Origin of the sequence: Streptomyces sp. NPDC058198 (genome assembly GCF_042882605.1) — a bacterium.
In the GTDB taxonomy this organism is placed as follows: domain Bacteria; phylum Actinomycetota; class Actinomycetes; order Streptomycetales; family Streptomycetaceae; genus Streptomyces.
In genome coordinates this window covers 842,074-858,947 of sequence record NZ_JBHVVP010000001.1, presented here as the reverse complement: position 1 = coordinate 858,947, position 16,874 = coordinate 842,074, and the positions used below count along the sequence as shown (strand labels likewise).

The following is a 16,874-nucleotide window of genomic DNA, read 5'->3' as shown; positions in this document are numbered from 1 at the left end:
GGTCTTTCCCGGACCGGTGTCAGGCGGCCTCGCGGCCCCGTCCTGACACCGCGCGGATGATGTCCGCGTAGCGGTGACCGCTGCCCTTGATGGTGCGGCGCTGGGTCTCGTAGTCCACATGGACCAGACCGAACCGCTTGTCGTAGCCGTACGCCCACTCGAAGTTGTCCAGCAGCGACCAGGCGAAGTACCCGGCCAGCGGAGCGCCCTTCTCCACGGCCCGCGCGCAGGCCGTCAGGTGCTCCTCCAGGTAACGGACCCGCTCGGGGTCGTCGACGGTGCCGTCCGCCCGGACCACGTCCGGGAAGGCCGAGCCGTTCTCGGTGACGTAGATGCGCCGCGCGCCGTACTCCTCGGTCAGCCGGAGCAGCAGCTGCTCCAGACCGTCCGCGTGCACCTCCCAGCCCATGTGGGTGTGGCGGGCGTCCGCCACGTCGACCTGCTTGGCGAACGGAGCGGCGCCGGTCGGGTCGTCCCGGACGATCTGGCGGAAGTAGTAGTTCAGTCCCTGCCAGTCCAGTGGCGCCGCGATGGTCTCCAGATCGCCGGGGCGCTCGGGCAGGTCCACGCCGTACAGGTCGAGCATGTCCTGCGGGTAGCCGCGGCCGTGGATCGGGTCGAGCCACCAGCGGTTGGTGTGGCCGTCGGCCCGCACGGCGGCCGCGCGGTCCGCGTCGCTGTCACTGGCCGCCTCGATCGGGCTGAGGTTGTTGACGATGCCGATACGGGCGTCCGAGGAGGCCGCACGGATCGCCTGCACGGCCAGGCCGTGCCCGAGGTGCAGATGGAACGAGGTGCGCACGGCGGCCGTGAGATCGGTCAGCCCGGGCGCCATCTTGCCTTCGAGATGGCCGATCCACGACGAGCACAGCGGCTCGTTCAGGGTCGCCCAGTCCTTCACCCGGTCACCGAGGCGCTCGGCGACGACGGAGGCGTATGCGGCGAAGTGCTCGGCGGTGTCGCGGGACGGCCAGCCGCCCCGGTCCTGGAGCGCCTGCGGCAGGTCCCAGTGGTAGAGCGTGGCGAACGGGGTGATGCCCGCCTCCAGCAGACCGTCCACCAGCCGGTCGTAGAAGGCCAGTCCTGCCTTGTTCACCGGCCCGTCGCCGCCGGGCACGATCCGCGGCCAGGCCAGCGAGAAGCGGTACGCGTCGACACCGAGCTGCTTCATCAGCCCGATGTCCTCGGGGACACGGTGGTAGTGGTCGCAGGCCACATCCCCGTTGTCGCCGTTGTCGATGGTGCCGGGGGTGTGGGAGAACGTGTCCCAGATCGAGGGGGCGCGGCCGTCCTCTGCCACGGCTCCCTCGATCTGGTACGCGGCGGTGGCGACGCCCCAGGTGAAGTCGGCCGGAAGGGCGTTGAGGTCGTTCACGGACTGCCTTTCTGAAGTGGTCACTTGACGGCGCCCGCGGTCAGTCCGGCGACCAGGTAGCGCTGGAGGAGCAGGAACCCGGCGACGACGGGCACGCTCACGACGAGCGACGCGGCCATGACCTGGTTCCAGTAGACGTCGTTCTGGGTGGCGTAGCCCTGCAGACCGACGGCGAGGGTACGGGTGGTGTCGTTGGTCATGACCGAGGCGAAGAGGACTTCGCCCCAGGCCGTCATGAACGCGTAGACGGACACGGCGACGATGCCGGGGACCGCCGCCGGCACCACCACCCGGAAGAGAGCGCCGAACGGCCCGCAGCCGTCCACCATGGCGGCCTCGTCCAGGTCCTTCGGGATGGAGTCGAAGTAGCCGATCAGCATCCAGATGGAGAAGGGGAGCGAGAACGTCAGATAGGTGAGGATCAGCCCGCCGCGCGACCCGTACAGGGCGATGCCCGTGCTGTTCCCGATGTTCACGAAGATCAGGAACAGCGGGAGCAGGAAGAGGATGCCCGGGAACATCTGGGTGGACAGCACCGTGACGGTGAAGACCCGCTTCCCGCGGAACCGGTAGCGGCTCACCGCGTACGCGGAGAACACCGCGATCACCACGGAGAGCACCGTCGCCGCACCCGCCACGATCAGCGAGTTGACGAAGTAGCGGGCCAGCGGAACGGTGTCCCAGATGTCGAAGTACGGGCGGATGGTGAGCCCGCTCGGGATCCACTGGAACTTGCCCGAGACATCCTGGAGCGGCTTCAGCGAGCTGCTGATCATCACATAGACGGGCAGCAGCGCGAAGACCGCCAGCAGCGTCAGGACGACCCGCCGGGTCCAGATGAAGGACTGCGGCGGTGCGATGGGAGACCTGGGCCTAGGCATCTTCGCCCTTCCTTCCCCGAGTGGTGAACAGCAGATAGACGGCCGTGACCACCAGCAGGAAGAGCAGCAGGAGTACGGACATCGCGGAGCCGGCGCCGAAGTTCCAGGTGACGAACGACGACTGGTAGATATGGATCGAGATCAGATCCGCCGCCTCCGGCGCCGACTTGCCGAACAGCACGTACGGCGTGTTGAAGTCGTTGAACGTCCAGAGGAACAGGACGAGCACCAGCACCTGGTTGACCGGGCGCAGCGACGGCATCGTGATCCGGCGGATCTGCTGCCAGACGCCGGCGCCGTCGATCGACGCGGCCTCGTACAGCTCACGCGGGATGTTCTGCAGGCCCGCCATCACGATGAGGAACGCGAACGGCCAGGACTTCCAGACCGCGACGACGACCAGCGCGATGAAGCTGTTGTCGCCGATCAGCCAGAAGGACGGCTCGTCGGTGAGGCCCAGCTGATCGTGCAGGACATGGTTGATCAGACCGTTGTCACGCTGGAACATGAACGCCCAGGTGATGACGGCCGCGTACACGGGCAGGGCGTACGGGACGAGGAAGATGGCCCGCAGGAAGCCCCGGCCACGGAAGTTCTCCTGCAGCATGATCGCCGCGGCGACGCCGAAGAGCCAGGACAGCCCGACGGCGAGCACGGTGAAGGCGCAGGTCACATAGAAGGAGTGGAGGAGCGCCTGACCGATCGGCGCGTCGAAGTCGACGGCGACCTTGTAGTTGTCCAGCGCCGTCCACGGGGCCTTGCCCCAGTTGCTGATGTAGAACTGCGTGAGCTGACGGAAGCTCATCACGATCCCGATGATCATCGGGATCAGATGGACGAGGAGTTCCAGCAGGACAGCCGGCAGCAGCAGGAGATAGGGCAGGCCGCCGCGGCGGATCCGGTCGGGGATGCGCGGCCACTTACGGCGCGCATCCCCACTGCCCCGGCTCTCCCCGCTGCCCGCCTTGTCCGCACGACTTGGTGTCACGGTGGCGGTCATGGAGTGAGCCTCACTGCTGCATCTGCTGCTGGGCCTTGTTCAGGCGATCCTTCACGGACTCGGTGGTCACCGGACGGCCGGCGGCCGCGTCGGCCCACAGCTCCTTGACGGCCGTGCCGACGGTGGTCTCGAACTGCGACTCCGTCGGGACCTGGGGGAGCGGGGCGGCACTGGTGGAGAGGGTGTCGCGCAGGACCTTCAGGTCGGGGGCGGAGAACGCCGCGTCGGCCTGGGCGGCCTTCACCGGCGGGATCGAACCGTACGTCTTGTTGAGCAGCTTCTGCTCAGCGTCGCTCGTCATGAACTTCACGAACTGCTTGGCGCCGTCGACGTTCTTGGTGTTCTTGAACACCGCCATGTTGATGCCGGCGACCATGGAGTTGGTGCTCTGGCCGGCGCCCGGCGTGCCGGCCGGGACCGGAACCGGTGCGACGCCCCAGTCCTCGGGCTTCATGCCCTGGGAGGCGAAGGTCGAGGCCGCGGCCTGCCACAGGACCATGGCCGTCTTGCCCTTGGAGAAGTCCTGGAGGGACTGGTTCTGGGCGTACTCCGCGTTGCCCGGAGCGATGATCTTGTCCTTGGCCATGAAGTCGACGTACTGCTTCACGGCGGCGACAGCACCGTCGGAGGTGAAGGTCGGCTTACCCGACTTGTCGAAGAAGTCCGCTCCGTGCTGCTTACCGAGGGCGAACACCTGGTGGATGTTGTTCGACAGGTTCGCACCCTCGGCGCCGAGCGCCCACTTGCCGTCCTTGGAGATCTTCTTGCCGTCGGCGACCAGCTCGTCCCAGGTGGCCGGCGGCTTCGAGATACCCGCGTCGGCGAACATCTGCTTGTTGTAATACAGCGCGTACGCCAGCGAGTACAGCGGCACGGCGGCGGGGTCCTGACCCTCCGCGCCGGCCGAGGCGACCGCCGAGTCGACGAAGCGGTCCCGGCCGCCGATCGCGTCGAAGTTCTTCTGGTCCCACGGCAGCAGGGCGCCGGTGGCCTGGAGCGAGGCCGACCAGGTGTTGCCGATGTTCAGGACGTCGGGGCCCTGACCGGAGGTGGTGGCGGCCAGGATCCGGTTGAGCAGATCGGCCCACGGCACGACCTCGAGCTTGACCTTGATCCCGGTCTGCTCCTCGAACTTCTTGAGTTCGGGGGTGAGTATCTTCTTGTCCGCCTCAATGCTGGGCCCCTGGTTGGACGCCCAGTAGGTGAGGGTTTTGGGTGATTCGTTGCTTCCGCCGCCTTCCGACGACGAACCGCCGCCGCATCCGGTGACGGCTGCGAGGGCGCTGACGATGGTGACGGCTGCTGCGGCTCTGATACTGCGCATGTGAGACGGCCCCTTTCCGGGGGTGGCAGCGTTCGGAAGTCGAACGGCCTCCATGACTTAATTTATGACGTGATTTAAGAGGTGAGAGAAGGTCGCGTCAAGGTCTGCGACCGGGGTATGTTGCGTCCACGGAAGGAGCAACATGGCAGAGCGCAACAGACGGACAGTGCGTGACCTGCGGCGGGGCAATCGGGCAAGGGTTGTGCAACGGTTGTATTTCGACGGCCCGCTGAGCCGCCAGGAGCTCGGCCCCGCCACCGGTCTGAGCTCGGGTTCCATCAGCAACGTCGTCGCGGAACTCGCCGCCGAAGGCCTTCTGGAGGAGGCCGGTGTCGTCGACTCCGACGGCGGCCGTCCCCGTACCCTGCTGCGTGTCGCCCCCGGCGGCGGCCTGCTCATCGGCATCGACATCGGGGAAACCCGGGTCCGTGTCGAGCTGTTCGACCTCTCGCTCACCGAACTGGCCCGCACCGACCGCCTGCTGGCCCAGCACGGCTACGACGTCGACCGCATCGTGTCCCATGTCCGTACCGGCGTCGCCGATGTGCTGCGCGACGCGGGGGCCGACCCGGCGCAGCTCCTCGGCATCGGCATCGGTGTCCCCGGCATCATCGAACGCGGCGGGCCGGACGGAGCGGTGGTCCACGGCCAGACCATCGGCTGGACCGAGGTGCCGTTCGAGAAGCTCCTCCGCGCGGCCGTCGAAGTGCCCTCCGAGGTACCGCTGTTCATCGACAACGGCGCCAAGACCCTGGGACAGGCCGAGATGTGGTTCGGCGGCGGCCGGGGAACCGGCGCGGCCGCCATCGCGCTCATCGGCTCCGGTGTCGGCGCGAGCGTCATCCACGGCGGCGCGCTCGTCGAGGAGAGCGGCCGCGGCAGCGCCCTCGAATGGGGCCACACCACCGTGCAGATGCGCGGGCGCCGCTGCCGCTGCGGCTCGATCGGCTGTCTGGAGGCGTACGCCGGGGCGGAGGCGATGCGCGAGCGGTGGTACGAGGCGGGCGGGCCGCTCCCGGACGACGCGGACGACGAGACGGCGCTGGCAGCCCTGCTGGAGGCGGCCTTCCCAGGACCCGACGGGCCGGCGCCCGATCCGGTGGCGGTCGCCCTCCTCGACGAGACCGCCGAGTGCCTGGGCGCGGCCGTCGCCGATCTGATCAACCTCTTCCTGCCCGAGCGCATCCTCCTCGGCGGCTGGGCCGGACTGCTGATCGGCCCGCATCTGCTGCCGGCGATCCGGCTCCACGCGGAGGCGTACGCGCTCAGTCACGCGGCGGCGCGCACCACCATCGAAATGGGGCATCTCGGCCCCGACGCGGTCACCGTGGGCGCGGCCACGCTGCCCCTCGCCGCGTTCCTCGCGCGCGGTGGCAGCCGTCCCCGCGTGCCAGGACCCGCAGTTCCCGCGGACCCCGGCGGGGTGGCCGCGTCCCGGCGATGGCGGCGTGCCCCGGCCACCGCGGGAGAGACGTCGGGCTGAACGGGACTCAGGCCGATCCGCGGACCACCAGCGTGGGTTCGAAGATCACTGATGTGACCGCACGGTCGGGCACGGCGAGCCGGTCCAGCAGCAGCCGGCCCATCTCCGCCGCCATCTCCTCCACCGGCTGTCTGATGGTGGTCAGCGGCGGCCGGCAGGCGGCCGCCACGCTGCTGTCGTCGAAGCCGATCACGGCGACGTCCTCTGGCACCCGTTTTCCCCGCTCCCGCAGCACATGGCAGGCGCCCACGGCCATCAGGTCGTTGGCCGCGAACACACCGTCCAGATCGGGGTGTTCGGTCAGCAGCCGCTCCATGGCCGCTTCGCCGCTCTCCTGGGTGAACCGCCCCTCGGCGATGGGGATGTACGGATGGCCCTGCCGCGCCATCGTGTCCCGGAAGCCCGCCAGCCGGTCCTGACCCGCCGGCACGTCGAGCGGTCCGGTGATCGTGGCGATTCGCCGGCAGCCGCGCTTCAGCAGATGTTCGGCGGCCAGCCGCGCGCCGTCCTGGTGGGCGAGATCCACATAACTGATCCGGGCCGGCCGGGCGGGGCGCGCGTACAGAACGGCGGGCAGCCCCGCCTCCGTGATGAGAGCGGGCAGCGGATCCTCGGCGTGGGTCGATACGACCAGGGCGCCGTCGACGTTCCCCTGACGGAGGTACGAGACGACCTCGACGCGGGCCCGGGCGGTCTCGGCGAACATCAGCACCGGGTACATCCCGCGCGGCCGGAGATAATTGACGACCCCGGTCACCACCCGGCCGAAGAACGGGTCGGAGAAGACCTGCGCGGTGAAGGAGCCGCTCCCGACACCGAGATCACCGCTGTCCTCGCCGCCGTGGCTTCCCGTCGGCACGGAGTCCGGGGCCGCCTGGTCCTGCGGGTCCGGGTCGTCCCCGGCGCCCGAGACCACCAGCGCGATGGCGTCGGCCTTGCGGGTGACCAGCGAGCGGGCGGCGCGGTTGGGTGTGTAGCCGGTGGCGGCCACCGCCTGCCGTACGGATTCCTGTATCACCGGGTCGACATTGCGGACCCCGTTGATCACTCGTGAGACCGTGGCACGGGAGACACCGGCCGCCCGCGCCACATCCTCCAGGGTGGGTGCGCCGGCCGGTCGCAGATCTTCCGTCATGACCTCATTTATAGCATCAGCGGAGAGCGCTCTCCGTGGTCGCCCCTGGTGAGCGCGGTGCCACTGTCAGACAGCCTCACCGTGGCGCCGACCGGCAGATCTCCGGCCGAACGGCCGCCGAGCAGGACGAGATCGCCCGGCTCTGTCTCCCAGCGGTGCCGCTCGGCCGACCAGTGGGCCGGCGCCCGCCCGTCCACCTGTACCACCGCGACGGCCTCCTCGCCGGGATCCGCGCTGACCGCCGCGTACCCGACCAGCCGGCGCACGGGGCGCTCCGCCGCCGCTCCCGGCCCGGCCAGATAGAGCTGGACGACCTCGCGGCCCCGGCGCCCGCCCGTGTTGCGCAGCCGTATCCGTACCTCGAAGGGCTCGCCCGCGGTCACGGTGTCCGGGGCGTCCATCGCCTCGTACGACCAACTGGTGTAGCCCAGGCCGTGGCCGAACCAGTAGGCGGGGGCGGCCGCCGACCGCAGCCAGGCGCGGTACCCGATGTGCGGGCCCTCGTCGTAGGGGAGCCGGCCGTGCGCCGGCCGGGTGCGCAGGACGGGGACATCCTCCTGGGCCGCCGCCCAGGTGGTCGGCAGCCGGCCGCCGGGCTCGGCGCGTCCGAACAGTACGTCGGCCAGTCCGTGCCCGGCTTCCTGCCCGGGGAACCAGGCGAGCAGCAGCGCGGGCACCCGGGTGTGCCAGGGCAGCGTGACCGGGCCGCCCGCGTTCACGATCACCACCGTGCGCGGATTGGCCAGGACCACGGCCCGTACCAGCTCGTCCTGTCCGTCGGGCAGCGCGAGCGTGTCACGGTCGCGGCCCTCCGACTCGCTCTCCTCGGTGGTCCCCACGACCACCACGGCGGCGTCCGCGTCCCGGGCCGTCGCGACGGCCGCGGCCAGTGCCGTGGCCGCGTCGCCCTCGGGCGGGGCGGCGGCCAGGAGGGTGGCGATGCCGGTCCCGGGGTCGAGACCGCGCCGGGCGACCACCTCCACCTCCTGTCCCGCGGTCAGTTCGGCGCGAATGGACCGGTAGGGCGGGGCGACATGGACCCGGGTCGGATCGTCGGAGTCCAGCGGGAACGTGCCGGTGAGCAGCGTCCGGCCGTCGACGGACAGCGACATCGGTCCCCAGCCGCCGACCGAGAGAGTCCAGCCGCCGGTCCGCTCCGGCCTGATCAGGGCGCGGATCTCCACGGTCCGCGCCCCCGCCACCCTGGCGGGCTCCACGATCCGGCCGGACAGCCGGTGCTCCGCGTGGAGTTCGGCGCCGGCGGAGTCCAGCAGCCGTACCAGCACGCCCGGTTCACCGCTGCGCGGATCGCGGGTCCACGTACGGTCCAGCGGCCGGGGCAGACCGCTCGGCGCCAGCCCCGGTGAGTAGGTCACCTCGGCTCTCCCGTCCAGGGCTTCGGTGATGCCGTCCAGCGGGGTGACCACCGAAGCGGGGAACACCTCCGCGCTGCCGCCGCCCTGGATCCGTACCGCCGTGGCATGCGCGCCGATGACCGCGACCGAGCGCAGCCGCGCGGGATCGAGCGGCAGGAGATCTCCGTCGTTGCGCAGCAGGACCGTCCCGGCCGCGACCGCCCGGCGCAGCAGCCCGCGCCGCGCGGACGGAGAGGCCGCGGGCCGCCACCCCGGACGGGGATCACCCAGGGCGCCCACCCGGGCGGCCAGCCGCAGCAGCCGGCGTACCTTGTCGTCGATCCGTTCCACCGGGACCAGGCCCGCTTCCACGGCGGCGAGCAGCCCGCCGGCCCAGGGGCCCTCGGGTCCTGGCATCGCCAGATCCTGCGCGGAGCGCGCGGTGTCGAGCAGGGAACGGACCGCCCCCCAGTCGGAGACGACCAGGCCGTCGAAGCCCCACTCGCTCTTGAGCGGCCGGTCGAGCAGCGGTCCCGCGGCCATCGTGACGCCATTGACCTGGTTGTACGCGGACATCACCGCCCAGGCGCCCGCCTCGACGGCCGCCTCGAAGGGCGCGAGATACACCTCGCGCAGGGTTCGCTCGTCGACGCGCACATCGACCGTCAGCCGGTCTGTCTCGGCGTCGTTGGCGACGAAGTGCTTCGGGGTGGCCGCCACGCCGCCCGCCTGGACGCCCCGGACCAGGGCGGCGCCGGTGCGCCCGGTCAGCAGCGGGTCCTCCGAGAAGCACTCGAAGTGCCGTCCGCCCAGCGGCGACCGGTGCAGATTGAGGGTGGGGGCGAGCAGGACGTCGACGCCTTTGCGCCGGGCCTCGGCGGCGAGCAGGCCGCCCAGCTCGGTGGCCAGTTCCTCGTCCCAGGCGGCGGCGAGCGCGGTCGGGGACGGCAGGACGAGGGAGGTGTCCCGTTCGTCCCAGGCCTCGCCGCGCACCCCGGCCGGTCCGTCGGACAGGGTGAGGGCGCGCAGCCCGATGGCTGGTTCCGCGTGCGTGCGCCAGTTGCTCGCGCCGGTCAACAGGCGCACCTTCTGCCGGAGATCCAGCTTCTCGAGCAGATGGTCGATCTCTTCCCCGGTCATGCCTGCCCCCTTCGCCCACTCGATTCGCCCACTCGATGGGAGAGCGCTCTCCCGCTCGCTCGGCACAGCCTCTCCGTACGGTGGCGACCCTGTCAATGGCAGCCAATATCGGGCTCCGGGCCGCACACCGGGCCGAGGGATGGCACGCTGAGTGTCGAGAAGCGGTCGGGGAGTAGCTGAGACCTTGTCAGGGTCCGTGCCGAGCCCCTAAGTTGGCCGCTTGCGACGTGTCCTACCTGTCAGTGGGGGAGCCAAGTCATGGCCGCATCCGGTCGGCACCGCAGATACCAGCCGAGCCGTATCAACCGCGCTTCGCTGACCGTCACGGCGAGCGGCGCGGGAATGGCGCTGCCGCTCATCGCCGCGGGGACGGCGCACGGAGCGTCGGTCGATGTCTGGGAGAAGGTCGCGGCCTGCGAATCGACCAGCAACTGGCAGATCAATACCGGTAACGGCTATTACGGCGGGGTGCAGTTCACCCAGTCCACCTGGGAGGCGTACGGCGGCCGGCACTACGCCCCGCGCGCCGACCTGGCCAGCAAGGACCAGCAGATAGCCGTCGCTGAGAAGGTGCTCAAGGGGCAGGGCCCCGGAGCCTGGCCCAGCTGCTCGGTCCGTGCCGGACTGACCCGCGGCGGCGACGCGCCCGACATCGCGCCGGAGAAGGCCCGCGAGGGCGCTAACGCGCCCCGGGCCTTAGGCGGGGCGGAGGCGAAGGCCCAGCCGAGCCGCCCGAAGAGCGAGCCGAAGAAGAGCGCCTCGCCCACCACCGTGCCGACCCAGCGCGAGGCCTACACCGTGGCCCGCGGCGACTCGCTCTCCGAGATCGCCGTCGACGAATCGGTCAAGGGCGGCTGGCAGCGGCTGTACGAGGAGAACCGCCGGCTCATCGGCAGCGATCCCGACCTGATCTTCCCGGGCCAGAAGCTCGTCCTCCAGGTCCAGGGCGGCGCGGTCGCACCGCCCAAGGAGACGGCGAAGCCCGTCCCGGCCGAGAAGCCGAAGCAGCCGGCGCGGACCGCGAAGCCGAAGCAGACCGAAAAGCCGAAGCAGGCCGAGAAGCCCGAGCCGCCCAAGCAGACGGCCAAGCCGAAGCCGGTCGAGAAGCAGCAGGCCAAGGCGCCCGCCCGCGCCGAGAAGCCGAAGACGAGCGGCTTCACCGCTCCCGTCTCCGCCTCCACCGGCACCCCGTACCGCAAGGCGGGATCCTGGGCCAGCGGCTATCACACCGGCGTCGACTTCCCCGTCCCCACCGGCACCTCGGTCAAAGCCGTCGCCGCCGGCCAGGTGGTCTCGGCCGGCTGGGAGGGGTCGTACGGCTATCAGGTCGTCATCCGGCACGCGGACGGCAAGTACAGCCAGTACGCGCATCTCTCCGCGCTCAATGTGCGGGAGGGCCAGCAGGTCGGCAGCGGCCAGCGGATCGCCCGGTCAGGATCCACCGGTAACAGCACCGGACCGCATCTCCACTTCGAGGTGCGTACGGGGCCGGGCTACGGCTCCGACATCGACCCCCTCGCCTACCTGCGCGCGGGCGGCGCCCGCATCTGAGGGCATGCCGAAGGGCGGCCCCGCGTCCTCGGGTGATCGGTCCGCGTGGGGCGCGGCCTCCGGCGATGACTCCGCCTCGCCGCTCTGCCGCGAGGCGCCGAGGCGCTCCGTGGTGAGCAGGATCAGTCCGCCCGCCGCGAGGACACCGGAGCCCAGCGCCAGCACCGTGCCCGGCACGCCGTACCGGAACTGCTCACCGAACAGGGTGAGACCCACGGCCGCGGCCACCACCGGGTTGACGACCGTGACCGCGGCCAGCGGGGCGGCCAGCCCGGCGCCCCGGTAGGACGCCTGGGAGAGCAGCAGCCCACCGGCCGCGAGGACCGCGATGACCAGCAGGCTCGGCACCTGTACGGTCGGCCGGTCCGAGGTCCAGTCCACGGCGACGGTCTTGGTGAAGACCGAGGCGATGCCGAACGCGACACCGGCCGCGCCGGCCAGCAGCATGCTCCGTACGGCAGGGCGCCCCACCAGCTGCGCGGCCAGGAAGAGCAGCCCGACCCCGCCGAAGGTCGCCGCGGCCAGAATCAGCCGCTCCCCGCCGTCCAGCGAGTGCGAATCGGTGCCCGCGGTGAGGGCGAGCAGCCCGGCCAGGCCGACGGCGGCCATGAGCGCGCCCCGCCAGGCGGTGCGCCCGGCCTTGCGGCCGACGAAGAGCGCCGCCATGGGCAGCGCGAAGACGATGGTGAGCGCACCGAGCGGCTGGACCAGGCTGAGCGGTCCGTACGCCAGCGCCACGACATGCAGGGTCGCGCCCAGACCGTTCAGGGCCACGGCCGCCCACCACACCCCGTGGTGCAGGGGAGCATAGGGACGGGCGGGGGTGGTCGCCGCGACGCGCTCCTGCAGGATGGCCCCGGACGCGTAGGCGACCGCGGAGACCAGAGACAGCAGCACGGACAGCGCGAGTGCACTCATGTCTTCCACGATCTCTCGTCCGCGCGCTTTCGTCGTCGTCCTGAAGAGGTCAATCCGGCGTACTGCTCTCGTAGTACGGGAAGGGGCAGGAAGTCCTCCCATGGATGGTCGCCCAGGTCAGGGGTAGGAGATGAGCGTGGGTCACCGGCGATCCCGATACCCGGGAGCCGGCCGGAGTCAAGCCGCAACGCCGATGAGGCGTCACGAGGAGTGACGGAAGAGGGGGAGACGTGGATCAGCCGGGCTTCGCGGGGGCCGCATCCTCGACCCGCCGCCGCAGTGGTCTTCCGCACGGACGGATTCCGGGTGACCATGACAGGGCTGCGATCACTGACGAGGACGGGGGCCGGGCGTGAAGGTGGGGCTGCTGACCCGCGAGTATCCGCCGGATGTCTACGGCGGAGCGGGCGTCCATGTCGAGTTCCTGGCGCGCGAGCTGCGGTCGCTGACCGACCTGGAGGTGCACTGCTGGGGCGGCAGCGGTGGCGCGGCCGGGGCCGGCGACCCGGGAGTCTTCCGTCACCTGGCCGCCGCCGGTCTCGACGGAGCCAATGACGCCCTGCGCACCTTCTCGGTCGACCTCGCGATGGCGGCCGCGCTCGACGGGCGCGAGCTGGTCCACTCCCATACCTGGTACGCCAATCTCGCGGGCCATGTCGCCAAGCTGCTCTACGGCATCCCGCATGTGATGACCGCGCACTCCCTGGAACCCCTGCGCCCCTGGAAGGCCGAGCAGCTCGGCGGCGGATACGCCCTCTCCAGCTGGGCCGAGCGCACGGCCGTCGAGAGCGCGGACGCCGTCATCGCCGTCTCGCGGGGGATGCGCGCCGATATCCTCGCCTGCTATCCCTCCCTCGACCCCGACCGGGTGCGTGTCGTGTACAACGGCATCGACACCCGGCTCTACCGGCCGGATCCCGGCACCGGCGTACTGGAGCGGATCGGCCTCGACCCCGACCGGCCCTTCGTGCTCTTCGTCGGCCGTATCACCCGCCAGAAGGGTGTCCCGCATCTGCTGCGCGCCGCCCGCGCTCTCGAACCCGACGCCCAGCTGGTGCTGTGCGCGGGCGCGCCGGACACTACGGAGATCGGCCAGGAGTTCCGTGAGCTGGTCGAGGAGCTGGGGCGGACGCGGGACGGGGTGCACTGGATCCCCGAGATGCTGCCGCGCCCCGATGTGGTCCAGCTCCTCACGCACGCGGCGGTGTTCGTCTGCCCGTCGGTGTACGAGCCGCTGGGCATCGTCAATCTGGAGGCGATGGCCTGCGGGACGGCCGTCGTCGCCTCGGCGGTCGGGGGCATCCCCGAGGTCGTTGACGACGGGACGACGGGACTGCTCGTGCCGTACGACGAACGCGCCCCGGAAGCCTTCGAGTCGGGGCTCACCGAAGCGCTCAACCGGGTGCTCGACGACCCGGAGTCGGCCGCCCGGATGGGGGCGGCGGGCCGGCAGCGTGCGGTACGGGAGTTCGGCTGGGACCAGGTGGCCCGCCGTACGTACCAGCTGTACCAGGAGCTTCTGACGTCCGAATAGAGGGAGCGGCGATGCGCGGTGGACCTTCGGTGCTCGGGATCGTACTGGCCGGTGGGGAAGGCAAGCGCCTCCTGCCGCTCACTGCGGACCGGGCCAAACCGGCTGTGACGTTCGGCGGTTCCTACCGCCTCGTCGACTTCGTCCTGTCGAATCTGGTGAACGGCGACATCCTGCGCATCTGCGTGCTGACGCAGTACAAGTCGCACTCGCTGGACCGCCATGTCAGCACCACCTGGCGGATGTCCAGCCTCCTCGGGAACTACGTCACGCCCGTCCCTGCCCAGCAGCGGCTGGGGCCGCGCTGGTATCTGGGCAGCGCGGACGCGATCCTCCAGTCCCTCAACCTCGTCCATGACGAACAGCCGGACTACATCGCGGTGTTCGGCGCCGATCATGTGTACCGGATGGATCCGCGCCAGATGCTGACGCAGCACATCGACAACGGCGCGGGGGTCACCGTCGCCGGCATCAGAGTGCCGCGCGCCGAAGCGTCCTCGTTCGGGATCATCACCCCCGCCGCGGACGGCGTCCAGGTCGAAGGATTCCTGGAGAAGCCGACCGATCCGCCGGGACTGCCGGGCGACCCCGGACATGTCTTCGCCTCGATGGGCAACTACCTGTTCACCACGAAGGTCCTGGTCGACGCGTTGCACCAGGACGCCGAAGACGCGAACTCGGTGCACGACATGGGCGGTTCCATCCTGCCGATGCTCACCGAGCGCGGGATGGCGCAGGTCTACGACTTCCAGGACAACCATGTGCCGGGCGAGACGCCCCGCGAGCACGGCTACTGGCGCGATGTGGGCACGCTCGACTCGTACTACGACGCCCATATGGACCTGATCTCGCACCATCCGGTGTTCAACCTCGACAACCGCCGCTGGCCCATCTACACCCACTCCGGGCAGCTGCCGCCCGCGCGCTTCGTGGCGGGCGGGATCGCGGGCGAGTCGATCGTCGGCCCCGGCTGTGTGATCCGCGGCCAGGTCACCCGCTCCGTCCTCTCCCCGGGCGTGGTGATCGAGGAGGGCGCGGTGGTGCAGGGTTCCGTGCTGCACGACAACGTACGGGTGGGGCGTGGGGCGGTGGTGCGCGGCGCGATCCTCGACAAGAACGTGGACGTGCCGCCGGGCGCGACGATAGGCGTCAACCCCGGCCGGGACCAGGAGCTGTACACCGTCTCCAAGAACGGGATCATCGCGCTCGGCAAGGGCCAGGTGGTGGCCTGAGCGCGGGCCCCCGGGAATTTCGGACCGTCGCCCACTCTTTTACACTCGTGGCCGGCGAGGCGCCGCGCACTTACCGCGCACCCGGCTCCCGGCCCGACAGAGTCGCCGAAAGAACGAGAGTCCCATGGCCAAGGCGTATGTCTTCACCGAGCACGGCGGTCCGGAAGCGGAGACCTTCATCGACCTGCCGCCGCCCAGCCCCGGCCCTGGCCAGTTGCTGGTGGCCGTCCGCGCCGCGGGCGTCAACCCCGTCGACTGGAAGCTGCGCAACGGCTACAGCCGGCCGGGTTCCGCGCCCACGGAGCTGCCTGCCGTGCTCGGCAGCGAGGCCGCGGGCGTGGTGAAGGAGATCGGCGCGGGTGTCGAGGGCTTCTCCGTCGGTGACGCGGTGTTCGGCTCCACCCTCACCGGCGGATACGCGGAGTACACCCTGCTGCCGGTGGAGGTCACCGCGCACAAGCCGGACGCCGTGTCGTTCACGGACGCGGCCGCACTGCCGGTCGCGGCGGCGACCGCGTACGACGCCGTCAACCAGGTGGCCCTGCCCCCCGGTGACACCCTCCTGATCATCGGAGTCGGCGGAGGCGTGGGAGTGGCCGCGGCGCAGATCGCCCGCGCCTTCGGCATCCGGGTCGTCGGCACGGCGAGCGCGGGCAAGAAGGAGTTCGTCGAGTCCCTGGGCGTGGTCCACGTACCGCCGGGTCCGGATCTCGCGGAGCGGATACGGGCCGCGGCGCCCGACGGCGTCGACGCGGTGCTCGACCTGGTGGGCGGCGCCGATCTCGAAGCCGCGGCCACGCTGCTCGCGGACCGTACGAAACTGATCAGCGCGGCGGACAAGGGGACCGTGCCACGGCTGGGCGGCGCGGCGGTCGTACGGCTCAGGACGGCCGCGGTCCTCGACGAGGTCGCGAAGCTCGTCGTCAGCGGCGCGCTGCGGCCGTATGTGACGCGTACGTTCCCGCTGGAGCGTGCGGACGAGGCGCTGCGCGCGGTGGAGGAAGGGCATGCCCGGGGAAAGATCGTGATCGAGGTCGGTGCGTGAGCACCCAGCAATGCGCCGCGCCGTGCCGGGGTCCGCACGGACAGGACGGACAGGACGGGCAGCGGCGGGACGCTGATCCGCGGGACGCGCGGCTGGACAATCCCGCGCGTTCCGCGCTGACCGGCCCGCACGCCCACTTCGCCGAGCGGCACGGCCGGCTGCTGCGCTATCCGCCCGAGATCTCGCCCTGGCTCGTCCTGCCCGACGAGCCCGACGAAGCCGACTGGGCCGATGTCGCCGCGCTCGCCGGGCCCGGCGGGTCCTTCGCGCTCGCCGGATACCACGTGCCGCCGCCCGCCGGCTGGGAGATCACCTTCCGCGCCGACGGCGTCCAGCTGGTGGCCGACGGGCTGGTGCCGGCGCCGGACGAGGAGGCCGTACGCCTCGGCCCCGCCGATGTGCCGGAGATCCTCGACCTGGTCGAACGCACCAAGCCGGGCCCGTTCATGTCACGCACCATCGAACTCGGTACGTATCTGGGCATCCGCCGCGACGGCGCGCTGGTGGCCATGGCCGGGGAGCGGATGCGGCCGCCGGGCTGGACCGAGATCAGCGCGGTCTGCACCGCCCCCGAATTCCGCGGCCAGGGCCTGGCGGCACGGCTCATCCTGGCCGTCGCCGACGGCATCCGCGAGCGCGGCGACACGGCTTTCCTGCACGCCGCCGCGGACAACACGAACGCCATCAGGCTCTACGAGTCGCTGGGGTTCCGGCTGCGCCGGCCGATCGCGTTCCTCGGGGCGCGTCTCCCGGCCGTGGAGCGCCGACGTGCGGGGACCGGATAAGATATTGGCATTTTGTTGACTCCCGGCGCGTCGGTATGCTCCTGACCTGCGGGGATGACCGCAATAGCCAACAAAGGCCCCCATCCGGGACTCCGGCGTACGAGTGATCGAGGAACGGC

General features: G+C 70.9%; 13 protein-coding genes. 6 read left to right on the top strand and 7 right to left on the bottom strand.

What is annotated here, in order from left to right; genetic code table 11:
• Positions 1-19: 19 nt before the first annotated feature.
• The 4 genes from ACFVWW_RS03800 to ACFVWW_RS03785 are packed head-to-tail and all read right to left on the bottom strand — an operon-like array spanning position 20 to position 4,580.
• On the bottom strand, positions 20-1,375 hold the full coding sequence (locus ACFVWW_RS03800; protein WP_384190848.1) for a GH1 family beta-glucosidase: 1,356 nt from the start codon (positions 1,373-1,375) through the stop codon (positions 20-22).
• A gap of 20 nt (positions 1,376-1,395) precedes the next feature.
• On the bottom strand, positions 1,396-2,256 hold the full coding sequence (locus ACFVWW_RS03795) for a carbohydrate ABC transporter permease (RefSeq protein ID WP_384190825.1): 861 nt from the start codon (positions 2,254-2,256) through the stop codon (positions 1,396-1,398).
• Positions 2,249-3,256 carry a carbohydrate ABC transporter permease gene (locus ACFVWW_RS03790; RefSeq protein ID WP_384190822.1) on the bottom strand — a complete coding sequence of 336 codons (1,008 nt, stop codon included), beginning with the start codon at positions 3,254-3,256 and terminating at the stop codon, positions 2,249-2,251. Before ACFVWW_RS03790 ends, ACFVWW_RS03795 begins: the two co-directional genes overlap by 8 nt.
• Positions 3,257-3,266: 10 nt before the next feature.
• The gene (locus ACFVWW_RS03785) at positions 3,267-4,580 is read right to left on the bottom strand and encodes an ABC transporter substrate-binding protein (protein WP_384190820.1); all 1,314 of its coding nucleotides are present in this window, start codon (positions 4,578-4,580) and stop codon (positions 3,267-3,269) included.
• Between the two features lie 142 nt (positions 4,581-4,722).
• Here ACFVWW_RS03785 and ACFVWW_RS03780 point away from each other — a divergent pair, with 142 nt between their 5' ends.
• On the top strand, positions 4,723-6,063 hold the full coding sequence (locus ACFVWW_RS03780; RefSeq protein ID WP_384190817.1) for an ROK family protein: 1,341 nt from the start codon (positions 4,723-4,725) through the stop codon (positions 6,061-6,063).
• A 7-nt stretch (positions 6,064-6,070) separates the two neighbouring features.
• Here the strand turns inward: ACFVWW_RS03780 and ACFVWW_RS03775 are convergent, their stop codons facing one another.
• Together ACFVWW_RS03775 and ACFVWW_RS03770 are read right to left on the bottom strand one after the other, a co-directional pair.
• The gene (locus ACFVWW_RS03775; RefSeq protein WP_384190812.1) at positions 6,071-7,198 is read right to left on the bottom strand and encodes a LacI family DNA-binding transcriptional regulator; all 1,128 of its coding nucleotides are present in this window, start codon (positions 7,196-7,198) and stop codon (positions 6,071-6,073) included.
• An 8-nt stretch (positions 7,199-7,206) separates the two neighbouring features.
• Positions 7,207-9,693: a glycoside hydrolase family 3 C-terminal domain-containing protein gene (locus ACFVWW_RS03770; RefSeq protein ID WP_384190808.1), complete on the bottom strand. Its 2,487-nt coding sequence runs from the start codon at positions 9,691-9,693 to the stop codon at positions 7,207-7,209.
• Between the two features lie 258 nt (positions 9,694-9,951).
• On the opposite strand from ACFVWW_RS03770, the gene ACFVWW_RS03765 reads away from it, so the two are divergent.
• Complete coding sequence (locus ACFVWW_RS03765; RefSeq protein ID WP_384190805.1) at positions 9,952-11,244, top strand: transglycosylase family protein; 1,293 nt, start codon at positions 9,952-9,954, stop codon at positions 11,242-11,244.
• On the opposite strand, the gene ACFVWW_RS03760 is transcribed toward ACFVWW_RS03765, so the two are convergent.
• Positions 11,125-12,162 (bottom strand): DMT family transporter, encoded by a 1,038-nt coding sequence (locus tag ACFVWW_RS03760; RefSeq protein WP_384190803.1) that lies wholly within the window; start codon positions 12,160-12,162, stop codon positions 11,125-11,127. The genes ACFVWW_RS03765 and ACFVWW_RS03760 overlap by 120 nt on opposite strands.
• Before the next feature lie 352 nt (positions 12,163-12,514).
• On the opposite strand from ACFVWW_RS03760, the gene glgA reads away from it, so the two are divergent.
• From glgA to ACFVWW_RS03740, 4 genes are all read left to right on the top strand, one after another.
• A complete protein-coding gene (gene glgA, locus ACFVWW_RS03755; protein ID WP_384190800.1) occupies positions 12,515-13,696 on the top strand; it encodes a glycogen synthase in 1,182 nt (393 codons plus the stop codon).
• Between the two features lie 11 nt (positions 13,697-13,707).
• Positions 13,708-14,925, top strand: a complete 1,218-nt coding sequence (glgC, locus tag ACFVWW_RS03750) for a glucose-1-phosphate adenylyltransferase (protein WP_384190797.1) — start codon at positions 13,708-13,710, stop codon at positions 14,923-14,925.
• Between the two features lie 124 nt (positions 14,926-15,049).
• On the top strand, positions 15,050-15,970 hold the full coding sequence (locus ACFVWW_RS03745) for an NADP-dependent oxidoreductase (protein ID WP_384190795.1): 921 nt from the start codon (positions 15,050-15,052) through the stop codon (positions 15,968-15,970).
• 92 nt (positions 15,971-16,062) lie between these two features.
• A complete protein-coding gene (locus tag ACFVWW_RS03740; RefSeq protein WP_384190845.1) occupies positions 16,063-16,755 on the top strand; it encodes a GNAT family N-acetyltransferase in 693 nt (230 codons plus the stop codon).
• Positions 16,756-16,874 lie beyond the last annotated feature (119 nt).